Below are 24129 nucleotides of genomic sequence, written 5' to 3'. Positions count from 1 at the left end.
CTGCACGCGGCGCCACTCAGGCACGGCAGGGCGCCGTCCACGTTTCTCCGGAAGGGGCCGCACCGACGGCCAGGTCCTGGGAGGCCGTGCAGGCGTCCGGGCGGGGCCCTGGAGCGGACCGCCACAGAGCGCCGACCAAGATCCGGCCCCTTCCCGGACGACCAGTGGGACGACCAGTGCCGGCCCACTACGCGCAGATACGCTTGAAGGCACTCGCACCCGGCCGGGCATGGAACTTCACCACGTGCCCGGCGTCGTCGGTGAAGACGGCCTCCGTTTTGGACTTCAAGGTCATCGTGCCGTGCTGGCTCGGGTTGTCCCACCCGTCGGGCGGATTTCCCGAGCCGTCCGACAGCGGGGTCTCCGCTTCGAAGTACGTCGCGCCGATACGGGCCTCGTCTATTCCGCAATGCGTATAGAGGTCGAAGGGGATCGTCCGGAGGGACGGTGTCGTCCGGACGAACGGTGTCTCCCGGAGAGACGGTGTCTCCCGGACGGCCTCTGCGCCCTCGTCGGCCTTGGCACAGCCCGTGAGGACCCCGACAACCAGCCCGAGGGCGAAAATGATGTGCCCAACTCTCCCAACCATGGTGTTTCGACGTCCCCACCAGCTCGACGGTTCCACTCCCCACGGCCGTACGCCACACACAGCGCGTCGTGCTGCAACACTCATGGGTCCAGTCGGCCCGACCGACAACGCCGACATCGAGCCCCGTCCCCGCGAAGCCGGGAACAGCCGACAGTCGACGTGAGACGACGCCCAGGCAGCCGGGCGCGGGTCGGCAGGGGGCGTGGATGACGTGGAGCAGGCCGGCCGCCGGGGAAGCGATCCGGACTCCGTCGTCGCTGATGCCCCGCATCGTCAGTCGCCGCCATGGGACAGGGCGGGTGTGGCCTGGTGGTCGTACAGCCATCAATCCGCCTCCTCGCTCACTCTGCGCGACAGCTAGCTCCGGCGCGCCCGCCGGCCCTCGATCGTGGTCTCGTACGTCAGGTGCACCGCCCCGGGAGCCGGCACGACACCCGTCGTTCCTGAGGGGATGTACCGCGGGCCTCCTCCGGGTTGCCGGGCATGTCCGTCAACTCGGTCGGCCTCTCCTCGGGCGCAGGCCACGGACGTTCGTGCACTGATGTGCGCGCAACGCCGATGCGTTCCGACCGGCCGCCACCGCCCGGACGACGGTCCTGTCGCAGTGACAGCCGTTCGGCTACGACGGCCCCGAGGCTGTCGGAACAAGGCTCCGGTCACCGAGCCACCCGCCCTCCGTCGCGCCCGCGGGTCGGGTATCGCGGATTTCGGTTGAGACCGGCACGCGGGGCCGGAGAGACTCCCACGATGAGACGGACCACGCCCGGCAAACCGGTGAAGCAAGGATGGGACGGGCCTTGGTACCGGGTCCGTACGGAAGCCTTCGAAGCGTCGTTTCTGCCCAGCGACGGCGAGGACCTGAACACGGTCTGCAACATCGATGTCTCCGTGACCCTGAACGACGGATCCCACTGGACCGCAACCGTCTTCACCGTCGCGGAAGTCGAACGCCTGATGACGCTCTGGGCAGGGACCGACGAGGCTCTGGGAGGCCGGTACTTCTGGGTCCCTGACGGCCTGATCGTCCGGGACCCCGGCATCGACGGCATGACCGACGTGATCGCCGGACTCATCGAGAACAGCGAGTTCCCCGACATCTTCCAACGGTCGGGCGACGACTGATCAGACTCCGGAATACAGGGCGCCGCAGCGGGCCCCGGTGGCAGCCTGGTGTCCGTACATCACGCCCCCACCGGACAGGGGCTGGTCAGAACTCGGTCCAGTCGCCCTGCACCCGCCTGCGAGCGGTGCTCCGGTCCCGGGGTTCTCAGGGGAGGAACGTCACCGCCGGGAAGGCCGGGGACCGCGCCCTGGGCCTGGACGTTCAGCCGCCAGCCCCGCAGGCGCGACCAGAACGACCGGAGCACGGACCATCCCCCGCGAGCGGCGGGCGCCAACAGTCCTACTCGCGGGTTACTCGTCCCCTGGTGCCCGAGGTGGGAGCCCGGGGTGAAAACCGCCGCCGTGTTTCGCTCTCCCGCCGAGACCGCAGCAATGTGGACGGGCTCAGCACGGCTTGCAGGGCCGACCGGGCGCGCATCACCCTGATAGTCGAGAGCAGGTGCTGACGTGCACACCAGCGACGAGATCTACCACCGGGTGCTCTGGGACCCGCGCTTCGACCCCGAGCGGTTCGTGATGGGGATCGCCGAGCGCGGGGCCCCGCCGAAACGGGTCCTGCTCGGCGACTTCGTGCCGGGCGGGGAGATCCCCTGGCACCGGGTGGTGTTCTTCGAGGCGGACGGCCAGGTCGTCTGGGACCGCGCCTCGGGCATCGACCGGCTGGACGAGACCCTCGCCGGACAGGCCGGTCCCGTGCCGGACCCGGCACCCGGCGATGTCCTCGCCGTCCCGCCGACGAACCGCACCGCCGTCGCCTGGCTGCCGCCGGCAAAGCTGTGGCCGCCGATCCAGCACATTCGCCGCGAACACGACCGGCAGATCCGCCGCTGGCCGCCGCACGTCAACGTGCTCTTCGGTTTCGTCCCCGAGGCCGAGTTCCCCCGGGCCCTGCCGCTGGTCGCCGCGGCGCTCGCCGAGACGCCTCCGTTCACCGCCCGCCTGGCGGGTGTCCACTGGTTCGGACACCGCCAGGACGCCACCGTCTGGCTCGATCCGGCCGCCGCCGGCCACGAGCCCTGGGCGCGGCTGCGGGAGTCCCTGGAGCTCCGCTTTCCGCTGTGCGGATCACGCTCGCACGGCTTCACCCCGCACCTGTCCCTCGGCCGTACCCCCGACCCGCACCCCCTTACCCGCAAGGCCGAGGCCCTCCTCGGCCCCATGACCGCCCGGGTCGACGAGCTGGTCCTGCTCTCCCGGCACGGCGACGAACCGATGCGGGTCCGGGCCCGCATCCGGCTCGGCAGCGGCGACGTACGGCCTCCGGAGAGCCTCGCCCTTCCTGGCAAACCTCCACCATCGCCCCCTCCAGAGCGATGATCCTTCGTCCGAAGTCCCTCTCCCCCGGGCCCGGGCCGAACACGCTGAGGCCAGTTGATCTGGTCCTGCCTGTCCGCTGCCCCGTCGCCGCCGAGGAAGGTCCCGGACGAGAATCGGAGCCCAGACCGCTGGCGAAGGGGAGACGGCCGTGAGGCACACACTGAACTTGTGGCGTCAAGAGCTCGGAGAGGTGCCCGAATCGGTCTGGCGACAGACTGAGCTCGATGTGTTGATCCTCGCGGACAACGGACTCACGGCCCTCCCGCCGGACATCGGGCAGCTCCACCGGCTGAAAACCCTGGACCTCGGCCACAACGCGCTGACGTCGGTGCCCGAAGAACTCGGCAAGCTGACCGAGCTCGGCGACTGCCTCTACCTGCACGACAACCAGCTGTCTCGACTCCCCGATTCTCTGGGAAACCTGACCCGTTTGCGTTACCTCAACGTCGGCGAGAACCTCCTCACCACCCTGCCGGAGACCATCGGTGGAATGAGCGGCCTCATCGAGTTCAGAGCGCAGCACAACCGGCTCACCACCCTGCCCGATGCCATCGGCCGGCTCCGCAGCCTGCGTGAGCTGTGGCTCCGAGGAAACGCGATCGAGTACTTGCCGTCGTCGACGGCCAAGCTGCACGAACTGCGTCACCTGGACCTACGCGAGAACTCCCTGACCGAGGTGCCGGAGACACTCGCCCACCTCCCGCGGCTGCGTCAGATCGACCTGCGGAGCAACAACCTCGGCCGGCTGCCCGACTGGCTCACCCTGATGCCATCGCTGGAGAAACTGGATCTGCGTTGGAACGAGGTCGATCCCTCCCTACCGCTCCTCAGCAAGCTGGAGCGGCTGGGGTGCGTCGTCCTGATCTGACGGCGACGCCCCTCGCGCCACAGTGCCGCTGTTTCTCCTGAACAAACACGAGGGAGTCGATCACCAAACGCCGCTGAAACTCGTCGACAAACGCTGTTGCTGGGGATGAGCAAGGCCAGCACGCCCATGCCGCGCCGAAATCGGGGTGCCGGAGACGTCGTTGCCTTGTGATACTGCTCCGATGATCGACCTGCCCACCGCCGCGCTGGACTCACTGTCCGGGCTCGCCTTCGGTGACGCCTTCGGCGACCGCTGGTTCGGCATCCTGCGCCGCGAAGGCACCGCAGCCCTGGAGGCACGGATCCTGCCTCCGGAACCGCTGTGGCTGTGGACCGACGACACCGCCCAGGCAGTCGTGCTCATCCGGGAACTCGCCGAGAGCGGCGGCACCGTCGACCAGGAGCGGTTCGCCCTGCGCCTCGCCGAGGCCTACGCCGACGACACGCACCGCGGCTACGGAGCCTCCATGCACGACGTGCTCCGCCGGATCGGCGCGGGCGAGCCCTGGCGGGGCGTGGTCGCCGGACAGTTCGGCGGCCAGGGCTCCTGGGGCAACGGCGCGGCCATGCGCGTGGCCCCGCTCGGCGCCTGGCTCGCCGACGACCTCGACGCCGTGGCCGAGCAGGCCGCCGCGCAGAGCGTGGTCTCGCACCACCACCCGGAGGCGGTCGCCGGAGCGGTGGCGGTGGCCCTCGCCGCGGCCCTGGCGACCCGCAGCCGCGGCGGGCCCGCGCCGGCCCGCCCAGACCTCCTCCGGGCCGTCGCCGCGCGGCTCCCCGACAGCGACGTCCGGTCCGGGCTGCGGATCGCGGCCCGGATGCCGGCGCACACCTCGGTCCGGCACGCCGCCGAGGTCCTGGGCTCCGGCTACCGGATGTCCGGTCCCGACACCGTCCCGTACGCCCTGTGGTGTGCGGCGGGCCACCTCGACGACCTGCACGAAGGCCTCTGGACCACCGTCGCCGGACGCGGCGACATCGACACCACCTGCGCCGTCGCGGGCGGGGTCATCGCCGCTCGTACGGGCGTCACCGCCCTCCCGCCCGCCTGGCACGCGGCCCGCGAACCGCTGCCGCCGGTTGCGTCGCAGTAGGAACCCACAAGGCCCGTGCGCCCGTCCGAACAGGAGGTACGGCTCAAGGCGGCAGCTGCGACATCCCCGCAGGGGGCGGAGTCAGACGGCGGGCCGAGAGACGAAGACCCGTTCCAGCAGGGTGTACAGGCGGTCCCTGTCCTGGTCGTCGAGTCCGTCCAGGCCCTCCTGCGTGGTGCGCATCTTCGCGCGGATCGCGTCGGTGACGCGCTCGCCCTCGGCCGTGAGGATGACGTTCTTGACGCGCCGGTCGGAGGCGTCGGCCTCGCGTCGCACCAGGCCCCGCTGCTCCAGCCGGTCGATGATCCCGGTCATGTTGGAAGCGTCGCAGGCCATGGTCTCGGCCAGGGCGCGCATCGCGGCGGGTCCCCGGCGCAGCACGGTGAGGGCCTTGCCCTGGCTCGCCGTGAGGTTCTCACTCGCCGCCGCGACGGTGAAATCGCCGTAGTAGACGCCGAGCGACACGGAGAGCAGTTCCATGAGCTGGGCCGTGTCGACGCGGGGGCCTTCTGTCATGGAGGCCACTCTATCCGGAAATGCTTGACCATCTCAACTATATGGCTCTACCGTCTCCTCATTGCATGAAGTTCTCAAGCATCAAGGTTGTCAAGTAGTAGCCATGAGGAGCGTCCCTGTGACCGTCAACGCGTCCCCCACCTCCCGCGCGGCCGAGATCCTGTCCCGGCCCGTCACGCTGAACGGCCTGACCGTCCCGAACCGCATCGCGATGGCTCCCATGACGCGCATGTTCTCCCCCGGCGGAGTCCCCGGCGAGGACGTGCGGTCGTACTACGCCCGCCGCGCCGCCGCCGGCGTGGGCCTGATCGTCACCGAGGGGACCTACGTCGGCCACGAGTCGGCCGGGCAGAGCGACCGTGTGCCGCGCTTCCACGGCGAGGAGCAGCTCGCGGGATGGGCGAAGGTCGCCGAGGCCGTGCACGCGGCGGGCGGCACGATCGTGCCGCAGCTGTGGCACATCGGCATGGTGCGCGAGCAGGGCCAGGCACCCTACCCCGAGGCCCCGGCGATGGGCCCCTCCGGCATCCGCCCCGACGGCACCGAGGGCACGGGCAAGGCCATGACCCAGAGCGACCTGGACGACGTCATCGGCGCCTTCGCCGAGGCCGCCGCGGCCGCCGAGCGCATCGGCTTCGACGGCGTCGAACTGCACGGCGCCCACGGTTACCTCATCGACCAGTTCCTGTGGGCGGGGACGAACCGCCGTACCGACGCCTACGGCGGCACCTCTGTGGCCCGTACGAAGTTCGCGGCCGAGATCGTGGCCGCGGTCCGCGAGACCGTCTCGCCCGACTTCCCGGTGATCTTCCGCTTCTCGCAGTGGAAGCAGGACGCCTACGACGCGCGGCTCGCCGAGACCCCGGAGGAGCTGGAGGCGATCCTGGCCCCGCTCGCCGCGGCCGGCGTCGACGTGTTCCACGCCTCCACCCGCCGCCACTGGATACCCGAGTTCGAGGGCTCGGACCTGAACCTGGCGGGCTGGACCAAGAAGCTCACCGGCAGGCCCACCATCACCGTCGGCTCGGTCGGCCTCGACGGCGACTTCATCCACGCCTTCGCGGGCGAGGGCGCCCCGGTTCAGGGCATCGACGACCTCCTCGACCGCCTGGAGCGCGACGAGTTCGACATGGTCGCCGTCGGCCGCGCGCTGCTCCAGGACCCGGAATGGGCGGCGAAGGTCCTGGCGGGGCGGACCGACGAGCTGAAGCCGTACGACGCGACTGCGGTGAAGACGCTGAGCTAGCCCTCGGACTCGCGAAACGGTTCGCCGCCTCCCTCGGCGAACCGTTTCGCGTTCCGGCCGGGTGGCGTGTTGCTCATCGCGCCTTGACGCTGTCCGGGTCGGCAGTGCGTCGCCGTCGGGACGGGAGTGCCCGCAGGGTCCGCTGCGCCACCTGACAGGCTGTGGGCATGGACATGCATAGTGTGTTGCTCTACGGGTGCGCTGCGGCCGTCGTCGTGTCGGGCGTCCAACTCCTGGCGGCGCTCGCCGTGAAGGACTGCGAGGAGAAGGCTCCTCCGCTGGCCCTGTTGCAGTCGTGGCGGCGGCCGGTCCCGAGAGCCGCTGCGGGGCTGATGGGCACCATGGTGGCGCTCGGCGTGGCCCAGGTGGTCGCCCCCGCCATGATCGATGCGCTGGAGCGCCACCCCCATGGCGCGTGGTGGCGAGCCGTGACCGCCTTGATGGTGCAGTCCTCAGGATGGTTCCAACTCGTCTTCAACCTCGCTGCGCTGGCCGTTGTCGCTCCGGTCGCCGAGCGACAGTTCGGTCCCTGGCGGATGGTACTGATCTTCACGACGAGCGGTGTGACGGCACAGGCGGTGAGCATGGCCGGCTGGAGTCTCCAAGGAGGCGGCGACTCGGTGGCGATCTGCGGCCTCGTCGGCGCACTCGGCACCCATTACGCGACGCGCGGCAGCGTCACCGCCCTGCGACGGGTGGCCCTCCTCATCCCCGCCGCAGGCCTTGCCCTTTGCCTCCTCGCCAACAACCACGGCGTCGGGCTCCTCGTCGGCTGCGCACTCGGAGTCGGACTCGCGTCTCCTGCCCGGCAACACCTGGTGGCCTGATCCCGAGCGACGGACGGCGGCCACATCGCTCCCCAGGAACCCGCCGCCTGCGGGGAACCGCAACCGGCCGCCGACATCCATGAGCCGGAAGGGCCGGCCAGGAGCAGCGGACCGTCCCCGCAGGCACGGGACGCAGAGCGAGGAGACGCCGCAGGATGTCACGCGCGGGTCGACCAGGTCGGTGGCCGCGGCGACCGGGATGTCGTAGTCGGCGATCTGACGGATCCGACGGGCCTCCGCCCTACATATCGGTCGGCCTTACCGGTCCAGCGCGGCAAGCAACTGGCTCGCGCGGCCGTCCGCCGCGGCGAAGGCGAGGTGGTCGTGATAGTCGCGGGTCTCGACGATCAGGCCATTCCTGACGCGCAGCACTTGGATGTTGGCCGTGCGGAAGGTGCGGCCGGTGGCGGGGTACAGGCCCTCGTAGTCGAACTCGGCGATCACCACCTCGGGGTCGTCGGTCTCGTGGATGCGGATGTTCTCGGCACGCAGGCGAATCGCATCAGAGGCTCCCAGGGCATCGAAGCGCTTACGGAGTTCCGCCCGGCCATGGATGCGGCGCGGGGGAACCGGCGAGAAGACGATCTCCACCTCGGCGTCCTCCGCGTAGAGCTCGGGGAGTTCACTCCACTTGCCCGCCGAGATGAGACCCGTCAACTTCCCGAAGATCTCGCGGGGCGTAGCTGGTGCGGACATGGCCTACCTCCGTGATCCCGCCGCCTATAATCGGATAGGCGACTCCGTTTCCGACGATACGGATAGCCCACTCCGTTTGTCCAGGCATGGCGAGGCTCACTTGACGACAGATCAGACTCCCCCCGACACGGGCGTGAAGCCCCTGCGCGCCGACGCGCGGCGGAACCGTGCGCGGCTGCTGGAGGTCGCTGAAGCGGTCTTCGCCGAGCGGGGCACCGGCGCGTCCACGGAGGAGATCGCCCGGGAGGCGAAGGTCGGCATCGCCACCGTGTTCCGGCATTTCCCCACCAAGGAAGCCCTGTTGGAAGCGGTACTCGTCCGACGACTGCAACGGCTGGCCGAGGAGGGGCAGCGCCTGATGGCCGAACTCGGGCCGGCGTACGCCCTCTTCGCGTTCTTCGATCTGGTACTGGATCAGTCGCCCGTCAAGAATGCCTTCGCCGCGGCGCTCGCGGACGCGGGGGTCGATGTCCGGGCCGCCACCTCCGAGGCCGGGCGCGCCCTGCGCGAGGTGCTCGCCGCCCTCCTCGACGGCGCCCAGCAGGCCGGCGTGGTGCGACGGGACCTGGAGGTGCCGGAGCTGACGGCGATCCTGGTGGGCACCTGTCGCATGCTGGAGCACCTGGACGGTCACCCGGAGGCCGCGAAGCGCGCCCGAGCGGTCGTCCGCGACGGGCTGAGGGCGCGTGCCGGGAGCCCGGGAGGACAAGGACGTTTCCACTCCTGAGGCCGCCCGAGACCGTCCCCACGGATGGTCGGCTCGAACCTGTCCGTTCCGCCCGGCCGGCACTCTTCACGTCACCCGGACAAGGGCCCTGCACGTTCTCCCCCGTCGGCCGCGCTCGGCGAGCGCGGTCGGGGTCTGCCCCACGGCCCACGAGCGTAAGGCCGTTCACCGACAGGCTCCCGCGGTTCCGCAGGCGTACCGGAGCGTTCCCCTGAGACGGCTCCCGGAGCACGTCGAAAGCGCTTCGGCCACGGGTCGGCGGGGTGGCGTCCGGGCCTCGCCTCACCGTGCTGGGCGTGGGGCGGTTCCTCCCCGGATCACGCAAGGGTGGCGGTCTCGCCGCGGCGAGACCGCCACCCTCCGTCGTGCGGGGGCGTCCTAGTACTGGAGGTCCTTCTGCTCGGCGATCAGGCGGCCGGCGATGTGCAGGTTGCCGTCGGAGTCGAGCACCGCGATGATCTTCTTCGTGGAGCCGTGATGGGTCGTGAAGTAGATCTTGTCCGCCTCCTGGGAGGAGGAGTAGTTCGTGTTCACGGACAGCTCGATGCTCACCGGGGAACTGATGAGCACGTCCTTCTTCGGCGAGGTCGGGTAGACCTGGTTCTGCCGCAGTTTGACGCGGCCGTGGATGTCCCCCTCGTCCCAGTCCGACGCAACCCCGAGATCGATGTCAGCCATGCGATTTCCCCTCCGGTTCCGGTGACAGGATCTTTCGGCCGGGCTGCCGCAGGGCGTCCCGAACCGCCCCAGAACCTACGCAGTTCGTTCACAAAGCGGCACCGCGTCCCGTGAATATGACTGGTTTTCCTTCTGCTTAGTCGCGAATTGACACCCAAGGCCCCAGAGCGACGGAAACACCCGAAAAGAGCCGTGACAAGACCTGGGGCCACGTTCTGCCATGCCGAACCGTCAGGAGCCGTCTGCCGGTTCCGGGAGTTCTCGTGGCCAGCGGCCGACGGAGCGCAGCAGGGTGGTGAAGGCCCGTTCGGCCGGGGACAGCAGGCGGTCGCGGCGGTAGACCAGGGTGACCGGTCGGGAGCGGAGCAGGGGGTTGATGGGGAGGATGGCCAGAGTTCCCGCGCGGACATCGTCCACTACGGCATGTTCCGAGATCAGCGCCAGACCGAGGCCCGCCGATACGCATTGCTTGAGGGCTTCGGGTCCCCATACGTCGCTGCGTGAGGCGTCCGTCAGTTCCCATTGCGCCAGGGCTTGTTCCTGCAGTTCTCGGGTCTGCGAGCCCGGTTCGCGCAGGAGGAAGCGGGCGTCGGCGAGGTCGTCCGGGCCGACCTGGTCCCGGCCGGTCAGGGGGTGGGCCGGGGCCGCGATCAGGACCAGGCGTTCGTCCAGTACCGTCTCGGTTACCAGCCGTGATGCCGTCGGTGCGCCGGCCACCACCGCGATGCCGATGTCGCCGGCGACCAGCCGGTCAAGTACCGCTTCGTTGTTGCCCACGAAGATGTCGCAGTCGATGCCGGGATGCTGCTGGGCGAAACGCGCGAGGAGCGGCGGGAGCAGGTAGGTGCCGACCGTGGTCGAGCCGCCGACCAGGAGGCGTCCGGAGGCCAGGCCGCTCACCTGTTGGACCGCGGCGACCGCCTCCTGGGCCAGGAGGAAGACCCGTTTGCCGTACTCGGCCAGTACCTCGCCCTCGGCCGTCGGCCGGATCCGGGTGCCCGAACGGTCGATCAGAGTGACCTTCAGGGACTGTTCCAGACGGCGTACCTGGTTGGAGACCGAGGGCTGGCTCATGTAGAGGCGGTGCGCCGCCGCGGAGAAGCCGTGGTGCTCCACGACCTGCATGAAGATCCACAGACGGTGGAGGTTGAGTTCCACATGCCTCCCCAGAGGTCTTCGGTGATCATCCTGGCCGCCGAGCCTAACCGCGCGAACGGCCCTTGGGGAGGGTGCGGACAGCGGGGCCCGGCGGCGTGAGAGCTATGGGCGTCATAACGAAGCCGGTGGTTCTGCCGCCGGTCGGCCCGGTGCTACCCATGAAACTGCGGGACGGCGCACCGAGGCGGCCGTCCCGGCGACTTCGACCATCAGGGGTGGATCCGCACATGACCGAACCGCTGACAGTGAACGGGCGCCGCTACCCTCGGCCCCGCCGTCCCGTCGTCGTGGTGTGCATCGACGGCAGTGAGGACGCCTACCACGAGCGAGCGATCGCGGACGGCCGCATGCCCTTCCTGGAGCGCATGCTCGCCGCCGGCGCCGACCTGCGCGCCGAGTGCACGATGCCGTCCTTCACCAACCCCAACAACCTGTCCATCGCCACCGGTGTGCCGCCGTCCGTGCACGGCATCTGCGGCAACTACTTCTACGACCCGCAGGCCGGCGCCGAGGTCATGATGAACGACCCCGAACTGCTGCGCGCGCCGACACTGTTCGCCGCGTTCTCCCAGGAGGGCGCCAAGGTCGCGGTCATCACCGCCAAGGACAAGCTGCGCCGGCTCCTGGGCAGCGGTCTGGTGGACGGCATCTGCTTCTCGGCCGAGAAGGCCGATCAGGCCACCGAGGAGGAGAACGGCATCAGCAAGGTCCTCGCGCGGACCGGGATGCGGCTGCCGTCCGTCTACAGCGCCGAGCTCAGCGAACTCGTCCTCGCCGCCGGCGCCGACATCCTCGAACACGACCGGCCGGAGGTGATGTACCTGTCGCTGACCGACTACATCCAGCACAAGCACGCCCCCGGCTCCCCCGTGGCCAACGACTTCTACGCCATGCTCGACCGCTACTTCGAGCGCATCGACGCCCTCGGCGCCGTCCTCGTCGTCACCGCCGACCACGGCATGAACGCCAAGGCCGACGCCGACGGCACCGCCCGGGTCGTCCACCTCCAGGACGTCCTCGACGAGGCGCTCGCGCCCGGCGCCGCCCGCGTCGTACTGCCCATCACCGACCCGTACACCGTCCACCACGGAGCCCTCGGCTCCTACGCCACCGTGCATCTGCCCCCGGATGCCGACCGGGAGGCCGTCGGTGCCCGGCTCGCCGCTCTGGGCGGTGTGGAGACCGTCCTGACCCGTGAGGCGGCCGCGGACCGGTTCGAACTGCCCGCCGACCGGATCGGGGACCTCGTCGTCATCGCCGAACGCAACACCGTGCTCGGCACGACCCCCGCCCGCCACGACATCTCCGGCTTCACCGAGCCGCTGCGCTCGCACGGCGGACTGACCGAGCAGAAGGTGCCGTTCCTCGTCAACGCGCCCGTCACCGGCCTGCCCGAGGGGCACCGGCTGCGCAACTTCGACGCGTACTGGGTCGCGGCCGCCATCGCCGCCGGTGAGCCCCTCACCGCCTGAGCCCTGCCCCCTTCATCACCGCTGACCCGGCCCCGGCGCGCGCCTGGGTGCGCGCCGGGGCCGCGTCATGCACCCACACCCCCCGCGAGTGAGCCCAAGGGGCGCCGTGTCTTTCGGCGCCCCCCGAGGAGAACCGAGCCCGACGAAGAGCAGAGGACACCGCCATGGCCGACCTCGCACCATCACCGCGCACCGTCCCCACCCGTACGGCGAAGGCCGACGCCGCCCGCTGGCGCCGCCGTATCTTCGCCGTCACCTGGCTCGCGTACGCCGGGTTCTACTTCGTACGCCAGGCCTTCTCCGTCGCCAAGCTCGGCATCCTCGACGACCCTGCCGCCGGCACGGTGCTCACCGAGCAGGCCCTGGGCGTCATCGACGCCGTCTATCTCACCGCCTACGCGGTCGGGCAGTTCCTGTGGGGCATGTGGGCCGACCGCTTCGGCCCCCGCGTCGTCGTCATCGGCGGCATGATCGGAGCCATCGCCGCGGCGTGCGTCATGGGCGTGAGCAGCGCGCTGCTCGTCTTCGGCGGCGCCATGGTCCTGCAGGGGCTTTCCCAGTCGGCCGGCTGGGCACCGCTGTGCAAGAACATGGGCAGCTTCTTCCCCATCGAGCAGCGCGGGCGCGTCCTGGGACTGTGGAGCACCAACTACGCGTTCGGCGGACTGGCCGCGCCCCCGTTCCTCGGCTGGATCGCGTACGGGCTGTTCGACAGCTGGCACCTCGCGTTCCTCGCCGGGGCCGCCACCCTCGGCATCGTGCTGCTGGCGTTCGTCCTGTTCCAGAAGAACACGCCACGCGATGCGGGGCTGGGCGAGGACGGCGACGCGGGTTCCGCCGGACCGGGCGGCGCGGAGGACGGCCGGGTGCCGGCCGCACGGGCGGCGGACGGCACCGCGGTCGAGGCGGGGGCGTCGTGGGAGCGGACTGCGGACGGCACCGCGCCCGGGGCGAGGGCGTCGCGGGGCGGGCTCGCGCTGTACCGCGAGACTCTGCGCGACCGGATGGTCCTGACGCTGGGGGCGGCGTACTTCCTCCTCAAGCCGGCCCGTTACGCCATCCTGCTGTGGGGCCCGGTCCTGGTCAGCCGGCGGCTGCCCGGCATCGACAAGGTCGGCGCCGTCCTCATCCCGGTCGCGTTCGGGGTTGCCGGAGTCCTCGCTCCGATCGCCGCGGGCTGGCTCTCCGACCGGCTGTTCGCCTCCCGTCGCGTGCCGCCGTGCGTGTGGGCCCTGGCCCTGCTCACCGTGACCCTGGCCCTGTTCATGCCGCTGACCGCCACCGGCAGCGTCCCCGTCATGATCGCCGTGCTCGCCGTCATCGGACTGACCGTCTACGCCGCGGACTCGATGATCTCCTGCGTCGCCGCCGTCGACTTCGGCGCCGACAAGGGGGCGGGCACCGCCGCCGGACTCGTCAACGGCTGCGGCTCGATCGGCGCCGTCCTGGGCGGGCTGCTGCCCGGATTCCTCTCCGGCGGCGTACTGTTCACCGGCTTCGCCGGCGCGGCCCTGCTCGCCGGACTGCTCATGCTGCCGCACTGGAACCGGTTGCCGCGCACGGCGGCCTGACGCCGGTACGGCACGGCGGCGCGTCGCTCCGCACGGCACGGCGCTGCCGCGTGACGTCGCTGCCGTGCGGCCCGCGTCGCCTCGTACACCCCGGTACACCTCGTACGCGGGTCCGTACTGCCGCATCGCCCCGGGCCCCCTCCCCCGGCTCCCCCATCAGCCATGACCTCGCCGTACCCGTCACGTACTGAGAGAGGAACCCCCATGAGCGTCCAGCACACCGACACCCTCGTCGTCGGCGCAGGCATCGTCGGCCTCGCGCATGCTCTCGCCGCCGCCCGCCGCGGCGAACGCGTCGTCGTCATCGAACGCGACGACTTCGCCGTCGGCGCCTCCATCCGGAACTTCGGCATGATCTGGGCCATCGGTCAGGAACGCGGCCACATCTACCAGCGGGCCCTGCGCAGCCGCGAGATCTGGCTGGAGATCGCTGCCAAGACCGGCATGTGGGCCGAGCGCTCCGGCTCCCTGCACCTGGCCCACCACCCCGACGAGGTGGCCGTCCTGGAGGAGTTCATCGCCACCACGCCCGCCGCCCGCGAGCACGGCGTCACCATGCTCACCGCCCGCGAAACCCTCGAACGCAGCGACGTGGCCCGCCCCGAGGGACTGCTCGCCGCCATGTGGTCCCCCACCGAGGTCAACGTCGACCCGCGCCGTGCCATCCCCGCCGTGGCCGAGTACCTGGTCGCCGAATACGGCGTCGACATCCGCTTCGGCACCACCGTGCGCGACATCGGCCTGCCCCGCGTGTCCACGACCGCGGGCGAGTGGCATGCCGAGCGTGTCTTCGTGTGCAGCGGCAACGACTTCGCCACGCTCTACCCCGACGTGTTCGCCGACAGCGGTCTGGTGCGCTGCAAGCTGCAGATGATGCGCACCGGCGTCCAGCCCGGCGGCCGGCAGCTCGGCCCGATGTTGTGCGGGGGTCTGACCCTGCTGCACTACGCCGCCTTCGACGGCCTTCGGTCCCGCGCGGCGCTCGCCGAGCGGATGGCCGGGCAGCTGCCCTTCCACCGCGAGCACGGCATCCACGTCCTGCTCTCCCAGACCGCCGACGGCCGTCTGACGATCGGCGACAGCCACGCCTACGGCATGACGCACGACCCGTTCGCCCGCGAGGAGGTCGACAGGGCCGTCCTCGACTACCTGGGCACCTTCGCCGATCTCCCCGACCCGCGCATCACCGAACGCTGGACCGGCTACTACCCCTCCCTGCGCGACGGACGCACCGAACTCCTCGTCTCCCCCGAACCGCATGTCACCGTCGTCAACGGCGTCGGAGGCGCGGGCATGACGCTGTCCTTCGGCCTCGCCGAGGAAACCGTCATCGGCTGAACCACACGTGGACCGGCCCCGGCGGGATTCCTCCCGCCGGGGCCCTGTGCTGTTCGGGTGTGTCAGGGGGCCGGGCTCAGCGGCCGCGGTCTCAGTAGCCGATGCAGGCCGAATGCCACTGGGTGTAGAAGTCGAACACCTCCGGCGAGCACTCGGGCGGCCCGTACTGCGACGCCTTCGCGCCCGTGTGCGGCAGATGCGCGTACGCGCCGACTCCCGGACGGTTCACGTGCAGCATCCCCGCCTCGAAGCGTTCCATCGCCTCGAACGCCCGCGACTGCGAGGCGGTGAACACGGTGCCGCTCATCCCGTACCGCACCGAGTTCGCGATCCGCATCGCGTCGTCGAAACCGTCCGCGTCGATGACGGCGAGCACCGGCCCGAACACCTCCTCCTGCGCCAGCTCCGAGTCCCACGGCACGTCCCGTACGACCGTCGGCCGCACGTAGCAGCCCTCGGGCAGGTCGGGCCGCTCCTCGGGCCCGCCGCCGCACACCACCTTCCCGCCGTCCCGCTGCGCGCCGGCGACCGCTGCCAGCGCGGCATCGCGGCGTACGGTGTTGACCACGGGGCAGATCCGCGATGCCGGGTCGTCGCCGGGCCCGACCCGCAGGCCCGCCACCCGCGCCACCAGCCGCTGCAGGAAATCCTCACGTACCCGTACGTCCACCACGGCCCGGCTCGTCGCGCTGCACCGCTGCCCGGCCTGGCCGAACGCCCCGTGCACCACCGCCTCCACCGCCCGCTCCAGATCCGCGTCGTCACACACCACGACCGCGTTCTTGCCGCCCAGCTCCAGCTGCGTGCGCAACAGCCGCTGGGCGCCGCCGGTGTGGATGGCCGTGCCGACCCCCAGCGAACCGGTGAAACTGATGCCGGCCACCTGCGGGTTGGCGACCAGGGCTTCACCGGCGGCGACATCGCCCTGCACCAGATTGAGCACCCCGTCGGGCAGCCCCGCCTGCTGGAACACCTCCACGAGCAGTGCCGCCGTCAGGGGCGTCAACGGCGAGGGCTTGAGCACCGCCGTACAGCCCGCGAGCAGCGCGGGCGCCACCTTCCACATCGGAATGGCCAGCGGGAAGTTCCACGGCGTGACAAGCCCCACCACTCCGATCGGACGGCGGAAGGTGTACGCCAGGGTCCGCGGGTCCTCCGCCGGGACCGTCACTCCGCCCAGCAGCCGTGCCTGCCCCACCGTGAAGTCCAGCACCGCGCGGGCCCTGACCGCCTCGCCCCGGGCCTCCGACAGGAGCTTGCCCTGCTCACGGGTGATCGCGGCGGCGAACTCGTCGGCCCGTGCGGTGAGCAGCCGGCCCGCCTCCGCCAGATACGCGGCGCGTTCGATCGGGCCCAGGGCGCGCCAGGCCGGCAGTGCCGCCCCTGCGGCGTCGACCGCGCGGTCGGCATCGACACCGCCCGATTCCGCGAAACCCCCGATCGCATCGGAGAAATCCGCCGGATTGACGTTCTCCCGTACGAGCCCGGACTCCGCCGGAACCCACCGGCCGTCGACGAAGTTCAGCCGCAGATGCCGGGAGACGTCGTCGTACCGAAGACGCCTCGAAACGCCGTCTTGCCGAAGGTGCTGTGAACGAGCCATGCCCTCCCCTTCGTCGGACCCGGGCCGGCGCACACGACCGGCCCCCGGCCAGACTCGCCCAGGACAAGAACCCCCACAATCCGCGATTGCCCAATGCCGGCGATAGCCACCGCCTATCCATCATGGACCTGGAACTGCCGGCCGAATCCCTCTCGGGTTCCCGGGAGTTCACCCGATCGGCGCGGGATGCGCTCGTGGAGCAGGAACCCGTTCCCCCCGTCCGCCCGTCATGTCTATGGGAGTTGCCCGAGACTCAACGCCCTTTCGCTCTTCACCACCGAGGTCCGAGGAGATCCATGGTCGACACCGTCAACTCACTGGCCACCCGTGTTCACGAACTGCTGGTGGGGCTCGTGACCAACGGTCCCGCCGCGGTGGGCACCACCACCGCGGGTCTCCACGACGTCGTCGCGCGCGCCACGGCGCTCGGCCCCCACGGCGCGTGGCTCGTCGCCGCGGGCCACGCGGGCCTCGGCGACCTGGCCTGCGTACAAGGGCAGACGGACCAGGCCGTCTTCCACCTCGACGCCGCGGTGTCGGCCGGCTACAACGACTGCGTGGCGCTGCACGTCGCCGCCATGCGCCCGCTGCACGACGATCCCCGATTCCGAGCCCTGTACCAGCGGATGCGCATCACCCAGGCCGACCTCGACGAGTTCTTCTGGCTGCACCAGGAAATGCAGATCATGTCGCAGGACGCTCAGCAAGCGAGCGTCGACAACATCGGCCGCCTCGACACCGGGGTGTCGCCGCTCCCCCAGGCCCCCATGCCGACCCGCGAACCGAACACCGCCGGCGTCCTGATCACCCGCCTCGATCTCGCCGCGGCCCAGACCGCGCTCCAACAGGTCGTCATGAAGGCGGAGTTCCAGCGCAGCTCCGGCAATACCAGCCTCAGTCTCATCGACGACTCGTGGGACTACGCCCGTGCCAGGCACGATGCCTGGCACGCCGACGAGCTGGACTCCCGGCGCCTGCGGGCCGCCGAGGCCCGGGCTTTCGTCGAGCGCCCCGGCGCCGGCACCACGCTCGTCCCCTGCCCGCCGCTGGGCTCGATCGCGTACCCGAGCTGAGGAGGGCCGCACCGGCACGGGGGCCGGTGCGGCTTCTTCGCCCGGCCTCTCGCTCACGCGCCCTGACGCAGGACTCTGCGGGCCGGTAGCGCAACGCCGGAAGGAGCTTCAGTCCTTCGCCCGCCCCGCGATGCCGTCCAGGACCCGGTCGAGCCCCCACGCGTACTGCTCGTCGGAGACGAACTGCGCGATCGTGTCCGCCGCCTCGGCCGTACGGGGGTAGCGGTCGGCGGGGACGGCGCGGAGCTGCTCCCGGCGGGTCGCGACCCGCTCGGCGAGCGGCGGGGGCGGCGCGGGTGAGGGGAGTTCGGCGGCTTCCAGGGCGATCGCCCCGAGGACCTGGACGATCAGCAGGTACGAGGCGCGCGCCGCCTCCGTCGGGTCGAGGCCGGCGTCCTCGAGGACCATGAGCAGGGCTTCGCCGAGTGCGAGGGCGTGAGGGCCGTCCATCGGGCCGGAGAGCAGCAGGTGGACCGCGCCCGGGTGGGCGAGCAGGCGGTGTCGCAGGTCGGCGGCGAGCGTGTGGATGCGGTCCCGCCAGGGCGTGTCGCGGGCGGTGAGGGCCGCGAGGTCCGTCTCGCCGAGCAGGTGCTCGACGACCGCGCGTACCACCGCGGCACGGTCCGGGAAGTACGTGTAGACGGCGTTCGGCGCGAGTCCCAGCTCGGCGGCGATGCCCCGGATGCTCACCGCGTCGGCGCCGCGGGCGCCGAGCAGCCGGATGGCCGCCGCGACCACCTCGTCCTCGCCGACCGCCCGCTTCCGGCCCCGCTTCGCCGGCGGCGTGTCCTGTGCCATCCGTACGCCTCCTCGCCTGTCCTGATGTCCTGACTGGAAACCTTGACGAGACATTTTTGCACGGCGTACATTAATTGCACGGCGTACAGAAAATGGAGGTGATCCCATGCGCACCCTCATCCGCGTTCCCAGATGCCCTGCCTTGCGCGTCTGGACCCGATGGACGGCCGGTTTCCTGGCGTTCCCGATCGCGGGCCTCGCCGGCCGCGCGGCGGCCGGTCCGGTCGACGACGCGATGAGCGCCCTGGTGGGCGGGGGCTGGACGGTGACCACCTTGGCCGGTGTCGGGGTGGACGCGCGGTTCACCGTCTTCGGCGCCACCGGCGCACCCGCCTTCTGCGCCCTCTCCGGCATCCTGCTCCACGGGCTCCTGCCCGCCACCGCCCCCGGCCGGACCACCGGCTCGGGCTCCCTCCACGAGGTCGACGCATGAAGCACACCACCGCACCCCGTCACGTGATCTTCGGCTCCGGCGCCGTGGGCACGGCCGTCGCCGAGGCACTGGTACGCCGAGGGGAGCCGGTCCGCATCGTCAACCGGTCCGGCCGCGCGGACGTCCCCGACGGTGTCGAGGTGGTCGCCGGCGACGCGGCCGACCCCGCGTTCACCACCGCCGTCGCGGCCGGCGCGGCCGTCGTCTACCAGGCGCTCAACCCGCCGTACCACCGCTGGCGGCAGGAGTTCCCCGCCCTCCAGGCCGGCGTGCTCGCCGCGGCCGAGGCGGCCGGTGCCCGCATGGTCTCGATGGACAACGTCTACAGCTACGGACCTCCCGGGGGCCGCCCGTTCACCGAGGAGACCCCCGACGCCGCGACCACCCGCAAGGGGCGGCTCCGGGGCCGGATGGCGCGGGACCTGCTCGCCGCGCACAAGGCCGGGCGCGTGGAGGTGGCGATCGGTCGCGCCTCCGACTACTTCGGGCCGCGCGGCGGCGCCCAGTCCAACCTCGGCGACCTCGTCTTCCCGGCCCTCCTCGCCGGGCGCACCGCGACCGTCCTCGGCGACCCGGACCAGCCGCACACGTACACCTACGTCCCCGACATCGGGGAGGCGCTCGCCCTCCTGGGCCGCCACCCCGACGCCCCGGGCCGTATCTGGCACCTCCCCAACGACCCGCACACCCGCACCACCCGCGAGCTCGTCGACCTGGCCCACCACGCCACCGGCCGCCCCGGCACCGCCCGGCTGCGCCGGATGCCGACGTTCGCCCTGTACGCGATGGGCGCGGTGAACCGCACCGTACGCGAACTCATCGAGATGCAGTACGAGTTCGCCGAGCCGTTCGTCGTCGACTCCAGCCTCGTCCGGGACCGGCTGGGCGCCGTCGCCACCCCGGCCGAGGAGGCGCTGGAACAGACGGTGGCGGCCTACCGCGCTCTCAGGAAGTGAGCGCCCAGACGTCGATCCGACCGTGGACGACGCCCGTGGGGTTTGATGCACCCCGGGGGATCGGCGTTCTCGGTAGCGTGATCGTCTACCGCATGGAATGACCATGCGTCCGGCTGGTCCGTATGCGGCCTTCCGGCGGACAGTGATGAGGCTGCCATGAGTGAACCGACGAAGCCCGAGATCGACCTTCCGGAGGGTGACGCTCCCACCGAGCTGACCGTCCGGGACCTCGTCGTCGGAGACGGGCCCGAGGCGAAGCCGGGCAGGGTCGTCCAGGTTCACTACGTCGGGGTCACCTTCGAGTCCGGCAAGGAGTTCGACGCCTCCTGGGACCGGGGTCGGCCGTTCAAGTTCGCCGTGGGCGGTGGCAGGGTCATCAAGGGCTGGGACCGGGGGATCAGGGGGATGAAGGTCGGCGGCCGGCGCGAGATCATCGTTCCCCCGCGCCTCGGTTACGGCAAGCAGTCCCCCTCGCCGTTGATCCCGGCGGGCTCGACGCTCGTCTTCGTGGTGGACCTGCTCTCGGTGGTCTGAGGCGGACCTGCTGCCGCCCGGCCTGCCCGTACGGAGCCAAGGGCCGGGCAGTACCCGCCGCTCGGCCGACCGCGACACCGCAGCGGTGCCCGGGCTCGCGATGTGCGTGGGCGGCAGCAGGCCGACCGGGCTCGCGACCAGTCGGTCACCCGATCGTTCCGGGCACGGATCGTCGGGTCCTGGAAGGGTGGTGATTCCTACGGTGAACACATCAGAGGGAAGGACACGCACCCGTGCTGGAGCAGCTCAACCAGGCGCTCGACCACATCGAGCGCTGCCTCGAAGCGGAGGCCGGCCGGGAGGTCGACGTCGCCGAGGTCGCCCGGATCGCGATGACGTCGGAGTACCACTTCCGACGCCTGTTCTCGGCGCTCGCCGGGATACCGCTCTCCGTGTACGTACGGCGCCGGCGCATGACGCTCGCCGGGGCCGAGGTGCTGGGCGGGGAGCGGACGCTGCTCGACGTGGCCGTGCGGTACGGGTACGGCTCGGGCGAGGCGTTCGCCCGGGCGTTCCGGTCGGTGCACGGCATCGGGCCGGGCGAGGCCCGGCGCACGGGTGCGACGCTCACGGCGCAGCCGCGCATGTCCTTCCGTGTCGTCGTCGAAGGGAGTACGGCCATGCGGTATCGGATCGTCGAGAAGGAAGCGTTTCGGGTCGTCGGCAGGAAGGCGCGGGTTCCCCTCGTGCACGAGGGGGTCAACGCCGCGGCCGCTGCACACGTCCAGAGCCTGGACGAGCAGGCGATCGTGCGGATGAAGGAGCTGGCCGACGGGGAGCCGGAGGGGGTCCTGTCGGCGGTGGTGCACCTGACCGACAGCCGGGAGGAGGGTGCCGAGGTGGACTACTGGATCGGGGTGGCCGCCGGCCCCGAGGCGGCCGCGGAGGAGCTCGACGCCCTCGACGTGCCGGCTGGGACCTGGGCGGTCTTCGACAACCACGGGCCTTATCCCAGCGCCCTCCAGGAGCTGTGGCGGGACGTGTTCACGCAGTGGTTCCCCTCGAACCCGTACGCGAGCCGGCCCGGTCCGGAGCTGCTGCGGACGCAGCCGGTGGAGATCGGTGCGGAGACGGACTCCCAGCTGTGGATCCCGGTCGAGCGGACCGGCGGGAACGCCGGGGCGTGAAGACCAGGATCTGGGGGCGGCCGCTTCGACCATTCCTTCAGACATCCGTCTGAGGGATGGGCGGCCTGCCCCGCCCGTCCGTCCGGCCCTCCCGCACAACCGTGTCCAGTGCCCTCGGCCTTGAAGGTCGCGCGGCGAGCAGCGGGTTGTCAGACCCGTGTGCGAGCGTGGACGCGTGCGGGGAAACCGTGCGGTCGGGCGTGGGAGGGGGATCGGTGACGGCAGTGGATGACGGCTGGACCGGGATGGGCTGGGACTGGACCGACCACGACGACATTCGCCGGCGCCTCGACGAGGGCGCCGATCCGGAGAGATGGAGCGGGGGTCGGCCGCTGCACCGTGCGGCCTTGTTCGGCTCTCCGGAGGTCGTCGCCGAGCTGGCCGGTCGCGTGACGGACGTGGACGCGCTGGAGGACGGGGTGACGGCCCTGTGGGAGGCCGTCGTCTCCAGGAAGCCGGAGAACGCGCGTGCCCTCGCCGCTGCCGGGGCCGATCCCTGGCGGCCGTCGATCGGTGGCTGGTCACCTGGGCGACTGAGCCTCGCCGGACCGACGCCGGGCCTCTTCCCGGTACCGGCGCAGGTGTCCCTGACCGACACGGAGCGCGCGGCGGCGCGGGAGGCCGACCGGCTCATCGCGGCGCTGGGCGAGTTCCACTACGAGGGCACGGGGCTGGCCTGCGTGGCCGGGATCGACGCGGCCGAAGCGGTCCGCCGTCTGGAGGCGGCGCCGGTGGAGGGCGAGGTCATCGACGAGTTGCTCGAAGCCCCGTACGAGTACGACATGGAGGAGAGCCTGCGTTTCATCGGCGTGACGTCCGTGCCGGGCGGGTGCATGGTGACACAACCGTGGGGATACGCGCCGCAGATGCCGGGCGTGCTGACCCGACTGTCCGCCGGAACCGTCTGCTACGGCCTGTACGCCAATCCCAAGAGCGGCAACCAGGGCAGCGTCGCCCGTCACGGAACCGTCGAGAGCTGGGACCTCCACCCGGGTGGTGGGCCGTACGAGGACGACACCCCCGAGGAGGTGCTGAACGCCTACCTCTACCAGTACAAGGCCGTGGCCCATGCCTGCGCGTTCGCGGGACTGTGTCCGCCCGACGCGCGCGCCGTCGTCGGCCCTCCCGATGTATGGGTCGAACTGCCGGACCGTGACTACTGGACTCACTGACCCGAGCGAACCGTCCTCGGGCGCGTGGGTGCCGAGAAGGCGTTGGCCGTGTCCTTCTGCTCTCGACTGACCGAGCCGGCCTGGTCGCCGAGGCTGGTTCGGCATGTCCGGGGCGGTCAGGGCTCTGTCAGGGCAGTTCGCAGAGCGTCGAGGGCGGCAGCGCGGAAAGCGGTCATCGAAGGTGCTTTGCCGTCGAGCAAGGCATCAGCACCGTGGTACATGCCTGATTCGAGCCGCAGCTCGCAGGCGACGCCGGCCTCGCTCAGACGTCGGGCGTAGTCGACGTCTTCGTCGTGGAACAGGTCGAGGTCGCCCACACCGATCCACGCGGGCGGCAGTCCGTCGAGGTTCCTACGCCTTGCCGCCGCAATGTAGGGGCGATCGTCGCGGTCCTGTGGCGGGCGGCCGAGGTAGGAGGTCCAGGCGAAGCGATTGGAGTCCGGGGTCCACGTATAGACGGCGCTGTGGGGAGGGTCGACGCGTAGAGCCGTGCGGTCGTCGAGCATGGGGTAGACGAGGAGTTGGAACCGGACCGGCACTCCTGAATCGTGGGCGCGCTGGACCACGGCGGCGGCGAGTCCGCCTCCGGCGCTTTCGCCGCCGACGGCGATGCGGGCGGGGTCGATGCCGAGGGCGGCGGCACTGGCGTGAAGCCAGCGGAGCGCACTGAAGCAGTCGTCCAGAGCTGCGGGGTACGGATTTTCGGGTGCGAGGCGGTAGTCGACGCTGACGACCAGAGCCCCGAGTTCGTCGGCGACGCGGCTGCACCAGGTGTTCTCCTGCCGGGCGGCACCCATGATGGTTCCTCCGCCGTGGATCCAGAGCAGCGCTGCGCGCGGCGCTTGGCCTGATGCCTGGTAGGTGAGCACCTCGACGGGGAGGTCGTCGGTCGTGGCCGGCAGTGTGCGCCGCTCGATGCGGACGCCGGGCCTGGAGGCGGCTCCCGCCAAGGGCACGAGGCGGCGGGCGACGGCCAGAGTGACGGGGTTGCCGAAGTTCAGCGGGAGGAAGAGCACGGGGTGCCGCAGCTCGCGGGGGACTGCCGCCAGAGCGCGGCGACGTGCGCTGATCGCCGCGGCGGCGCCGAGGGTCGCTGCGGCGCCCAGGCCGCCTAGAACGCGTCGGAGTGTCATGTGCTGATCACCTTTCGCTCGGGGGTCGCGGTTCTCGGTCTCAAGGGGCGGTGCCTTGCCGGTCGGCCGCACCTTCCAGGTC

The 24129-nt window shown here is 71.1% G+C and carries 23 protein-coding genes and 1 pseudogene; 16 read left to right on the top strand and 8 right to left on the bottom strand.

The features are described 5' to 3' along the window. Positions 1 to 187: 187 nt before the first annotated feature. Positions 188 to 589 (bottom strand): hypothetical protein, encoded by a 402-nt coding sequence (locus SVTN_RS38915; RefSeq protein WP_041133276.1) that lies wholly within the window; start codon positions 587 to 589, stop codon positions 188 to 190. A gap of 747 nt (positions 590 to 1336) precedes the next feature. On the opposite strand from SVTN_RS38915, the gene SVTN_RS38910 reads away from it, so the two are divergent. From SVTN_RS38910 to SVTN_RS38895, 4 genes and pseudogenes are all read left to right on the top strand, one after another. Then, a complete protein-coding gene (locus tag SVTN_RS38910; RefSeq protein WP_041133275.1) occupies positions 1337 to 1711 on the top strand; it encodes a hypothetical protein in 375 nt (124 codons plus the stop codon). A gap of 447 nt (positions 1712 to 2158) precedes the next feature. After that, positions 2159 to 2968 (top strand): annotated as a pseudogene (locus SVTN_RS38905) (RNA repair domain-containing protein); the annotation flags it as partial. Positions 2969 to 3176: 208 nt separating this feature from the next. Next, a complete protein-coding gene (locus SVTN_RS38900) occupies positions 3177 to 3896 on the top strand; it encodes a leucine-rich repeat domain-containing protein (RefSeq protein ID WP_041133273.1) in 720 nt (239 codons plus the stop codon). 181 nt (positions 3897 to 4077) lie between these two features. Next, complete coding sequence (locus SVTN_RS38895; RefSeq protein ID WP_041133272.1) at positions 4078 to 4989, top strand: ADP-ribosylglycohydrolase family protein; 912 nt, start codon at positions 4078 to 4080, stop codon at positions 4987 to 4989. A gap of 81 nt (positions 4990 to 5070) precedes the next feature. On the opposite strand, the gene SVTN_RS38890 is transcribed toward SVTN_RS38895, so the two are convergent. Beyond that, positions 5071 to 5505 (bottom strand): MarR family winged helix-turn-helix transcriptional regulator, encoded by a 435-nt coding sequence (locus SVTN_RS38890; protein WP_041133271.1) that lies wholly within the window; start codon positions 5503 to 5505, stop codon positions 5071 to 5073. A gap of 118 nt (positions 5506 to 5623) precedes the next feature. On the opposite strand from SVTN_RS38890, the gene SVTN_RS38885 reads away from it, so the two are divergent. Continuing rightward, positions 5624 to 6751 (top strand): NADH:flavin oxidoreductase, encoded by a 1128-nt coding sequence (locus SVTN_RS38885; RefSeq protein ID WP_041133270.1) that lies wholly within the window; start codon positions 5624 to 5626, stop codon positions 6749 to 6751. A 167-nt stretch (positions 6752 to 6918) separates the two neighbouring features. Then, positions 6919 to 7578, top strand: coding sequence for a rhomboid family intramembrane serine protease (locus SVTN_RS38880; protein ID WP_041133269.1), 660 nt, complete (start codon positions 6919 to 6921; stop codon positions 7576 to 7578). Between the two features lie 258 nt (positions 7579 to 7836). On the opposite strand, the gene SVTN_RS38875 is transcribed toward SVTN_RS38880, so the two are convergent. Then, on the bottom strand, positions 7837 to 8274 hold the full coding sequence (locus tag SVTN_RS38875; protein WP_041133268.1) for a nuclear transport factor 2 family protein: 438 nt from the start codon (positions 8272 to 8274) through the stop codon (positions 7837 to 7839). Between the two features lie 100 nt (positions 8275 to 8374). Between SVTN_RS38875 and SVTN_RS38870 the strand changes: the two genes are divergently transcribed. Further along, entirely contained in the window at positions 8375 to 9001 is a 627-nt protein-coding gene (locus tag SVTN_RS38870) for a TetR/AcrR family transcriptional regulator (protein ID WP_052499566.1), read from the top strand. A 378-nt stretch (positions 9002 to 9379) separates the two neighbouring features. Here the strand turns inward: SVTN_RS38870 and SVTN_RS38865 are convergent, their stop codons facing one another. Both SVTN_RS38865 and SVTN_RS38860 read right to left on the bottom strand, forming a co-directional pair. Further along, complete coding sequence (locus SVTN_RS38865) at positions 9380 to 9679, bottom strand: DUF6342 family protein (protein ID WP_041133266.1); 300 nt, start codon at positions 9677 to 9679, stop codon at positions 9380 to 9382. A 231-nt stretch (positions 9680 to 9910) separates the two neighbouring features. Then, on the bottom strand, positions 9911 to 10837 hold the full coding sequence (locus tag SVTN_RS38860) for a LysR family transcriptional regulator (protein WP_041133265.1): 927 nt from the start codon (positions 10835 to 10837) through the stop codon (positions 9911 to 9913). 227 nt (positions 10838 to 11064) lie between these two features. Between SVTN_RS38860 and phnA the strand changes: the two genes are divergently transcribed. From phnA to SVTN_RS38845, 3 genes are all read left to right on the top strand, one after another. Continuing rightward, on the top strand, positions 11065 to 12309 hold the full coding sequence (gene phnA / locus SVTN_RS38855) for a phosphonoacetate hydrolase (RefSeq protein ID WP_041133264.1): 1245 nt from the start codon (positions 11065 to 11067) through the stop codon (positions 12307 to 12309). A gap of 164 nt (positions 12310 to 12473) precedes the next feature. Next, positions 12474 to 13880 (top strand): MFS transporter, encoded by a 1407-nt coding sequence (locus tag SVTN_RS38850; RefSeq protein ID WP_041133263.1) that lies wholly within the window; start codon positions 12474 to 12476, stop codon positions 13878 to 13880. A 204-nt stretch (positions 13881 to 14084) separates the two neighbouring features. Then, positions 14085 to 15218 carry a TIGR03364 family FAD-dependent oxidoreductase gene (locus SVTN_RS38845; RefSeq protein ID WP_041133262.1) on the top strand — a complete coding sequence of 378 codons (1134 nt, stop codon included), beginning with the start codon at positions 14085 to 14087 and terminating at the stop codon, positions 15216 to 15218. Between the two features lie 91 nt (positions 15219 to 15309). Here SVTN_RS38845 and SVTN_RS38840 read toward each other — a convergent pair whose 3' ends face one another. Beyond that, positions 15310 to 16821: an aldehyde dehydrogenase family protein gene (locus tag SVTN_RS38840; protein ID WP_078908682.1), complete on the bottom strand. Its 1512-nt coding sequence runs from the start codon at positions 16819 to 16821 to the stop codon at positions 15310 to 15312. Positions 16822 to 17117: 296 nt separating this feature from the next. Between SVTN_RS38840 and SVTN_RS38835 the strand changes: the two genes are divergently transcribed. Next, positions 17118 to 17894 carry a hypothetical protein gene (locus SVTN_RS38835; RefSeq protein WP_041133261.1) on the top strand — a complete coding sequence of 259 codons (777 nt, stop codon included), beginning with the start codon at positions 17118 to 17120 and terminating at the stop codon, positions 17892 to 17894. A 108-nt stretch (positions 17895 to 18002) separates the two neighbouring features. Here SVTN_RS38835 and SVTN_RS38830 read toward each other — a convergent pair whose 3' ends face one another. Continuing rightward, a complete protein-coding gene (locus tag SVTN_RS38830; RefSeq protein ID WP_041133260.1) occupies positions 18003 to 18692 on the bottom strand; it encodes a TetR/AcrR family transcriptional regulator in 690 nt (229 codons plus the stop codon). Positions 18693 to 18798: 106 nt separating this feature from the next. On the opposite strand from SVTN_RS38830, the gene SVTN_RS44525 reads away from it, so the two are divergent. The 5 genes from SVTN_RS44525 to SVTN_RS38805 all read left to right on the top strand — a co-directional run bounded on the left by SVTN_RS44525 (position 18799) and on the right by SVTN_RS38805 (position 22914). After that, complete coding sequence (locus SVTN_RS44525; RefSeq protein WP_041133259.1) at positions 18799 to 19125, top strand: hypothetical protein; 327 nt, start codon at positions 18799 to 18801, stop codon at positions 19123 to 19125. After that, a complete protein-coding gene (locus tag SVTN_RS38820; protein WP_041133258.1) occupies positions 19122 to 20081 on the top strand; it encodes an NAD-dependent epimerase/dehydratase family protein in 960 nt (319 codons plus the stop codon). Before SVTN_RS44525 ends, SVTN_RS38820 begins: the two co-directional genes overlap by 4 nt. A 156-nt stretch (positions 20082 to 20237) precedes the next feature. Beyond that, on the top strand, positions 20238 to 20615 hold the full coding sequence (locus tag SVTN_RS38815; protein WP_041133257.1) for an FKBP-type peptidyl-prolyl cis-trans isomerase: 378 nt from the start codon (positions 20238 to 20240) through the stop codon (positions 20613 to 20615). A 233-nt stretch (positions 20616 to 20848) separates the two neighbouring features. Beyond that, complete coding sequence (locus SVTN_RS38810) at positions 20849 to 21742, top strand: AraC family transcriptional regulator (protein ID WP_041133256.1); 894 nt, start codon at positions 20849 to 20851, stop codon at positions 21740 to 21742. 215 nt (positions 21743 to 21957) lie between these two features. Beyond that, positions 21958 to 22914: an ankyrin repeat domain-containing protein gene (locus SVTN_RS38805; protein ID WP_245727819.1), complete on the top strand. Its 957-nt coding sequence runs from the start codon at positions 21958 to 21960 to the stop codon at positions 22912 to 22914. 116 nt (positions 22915 to 23030) lie between these two features. On the opposite strand, the gene SVTN_RS38800 is transcribed toward SVTN_RS38805, so the two are convergent. Further along, complete coding sequence (locus SVTN_RS38800; RefSeq protein ID WP_041133255.1) at positions 23031 to 24047, bottom strand: alpha/beta hydrolase; 1017 nt, start codon at positions 24045 to 24047, stop codon at positions 23031 to 23033. Between the last annotated feature and the right edge of the window lie 82 nt (positions 24048 to 24129).

It is taken from the genome of Streptomyces vietnamensis, from assembly GCF_000830005.1.
Classification (GTDB): domain Bacteria; phylum Actinomycetota; class Actinomycetes; order Streptomycetales; family Streptomycetaceae; genus Streptomyces; species Streptomyces vietnamensis.
The sequence above is the reverse complement of the archived record's forward strand: the minus strand, read 5'-3'. Positions and strand labels throughout refer to the sequence as shown.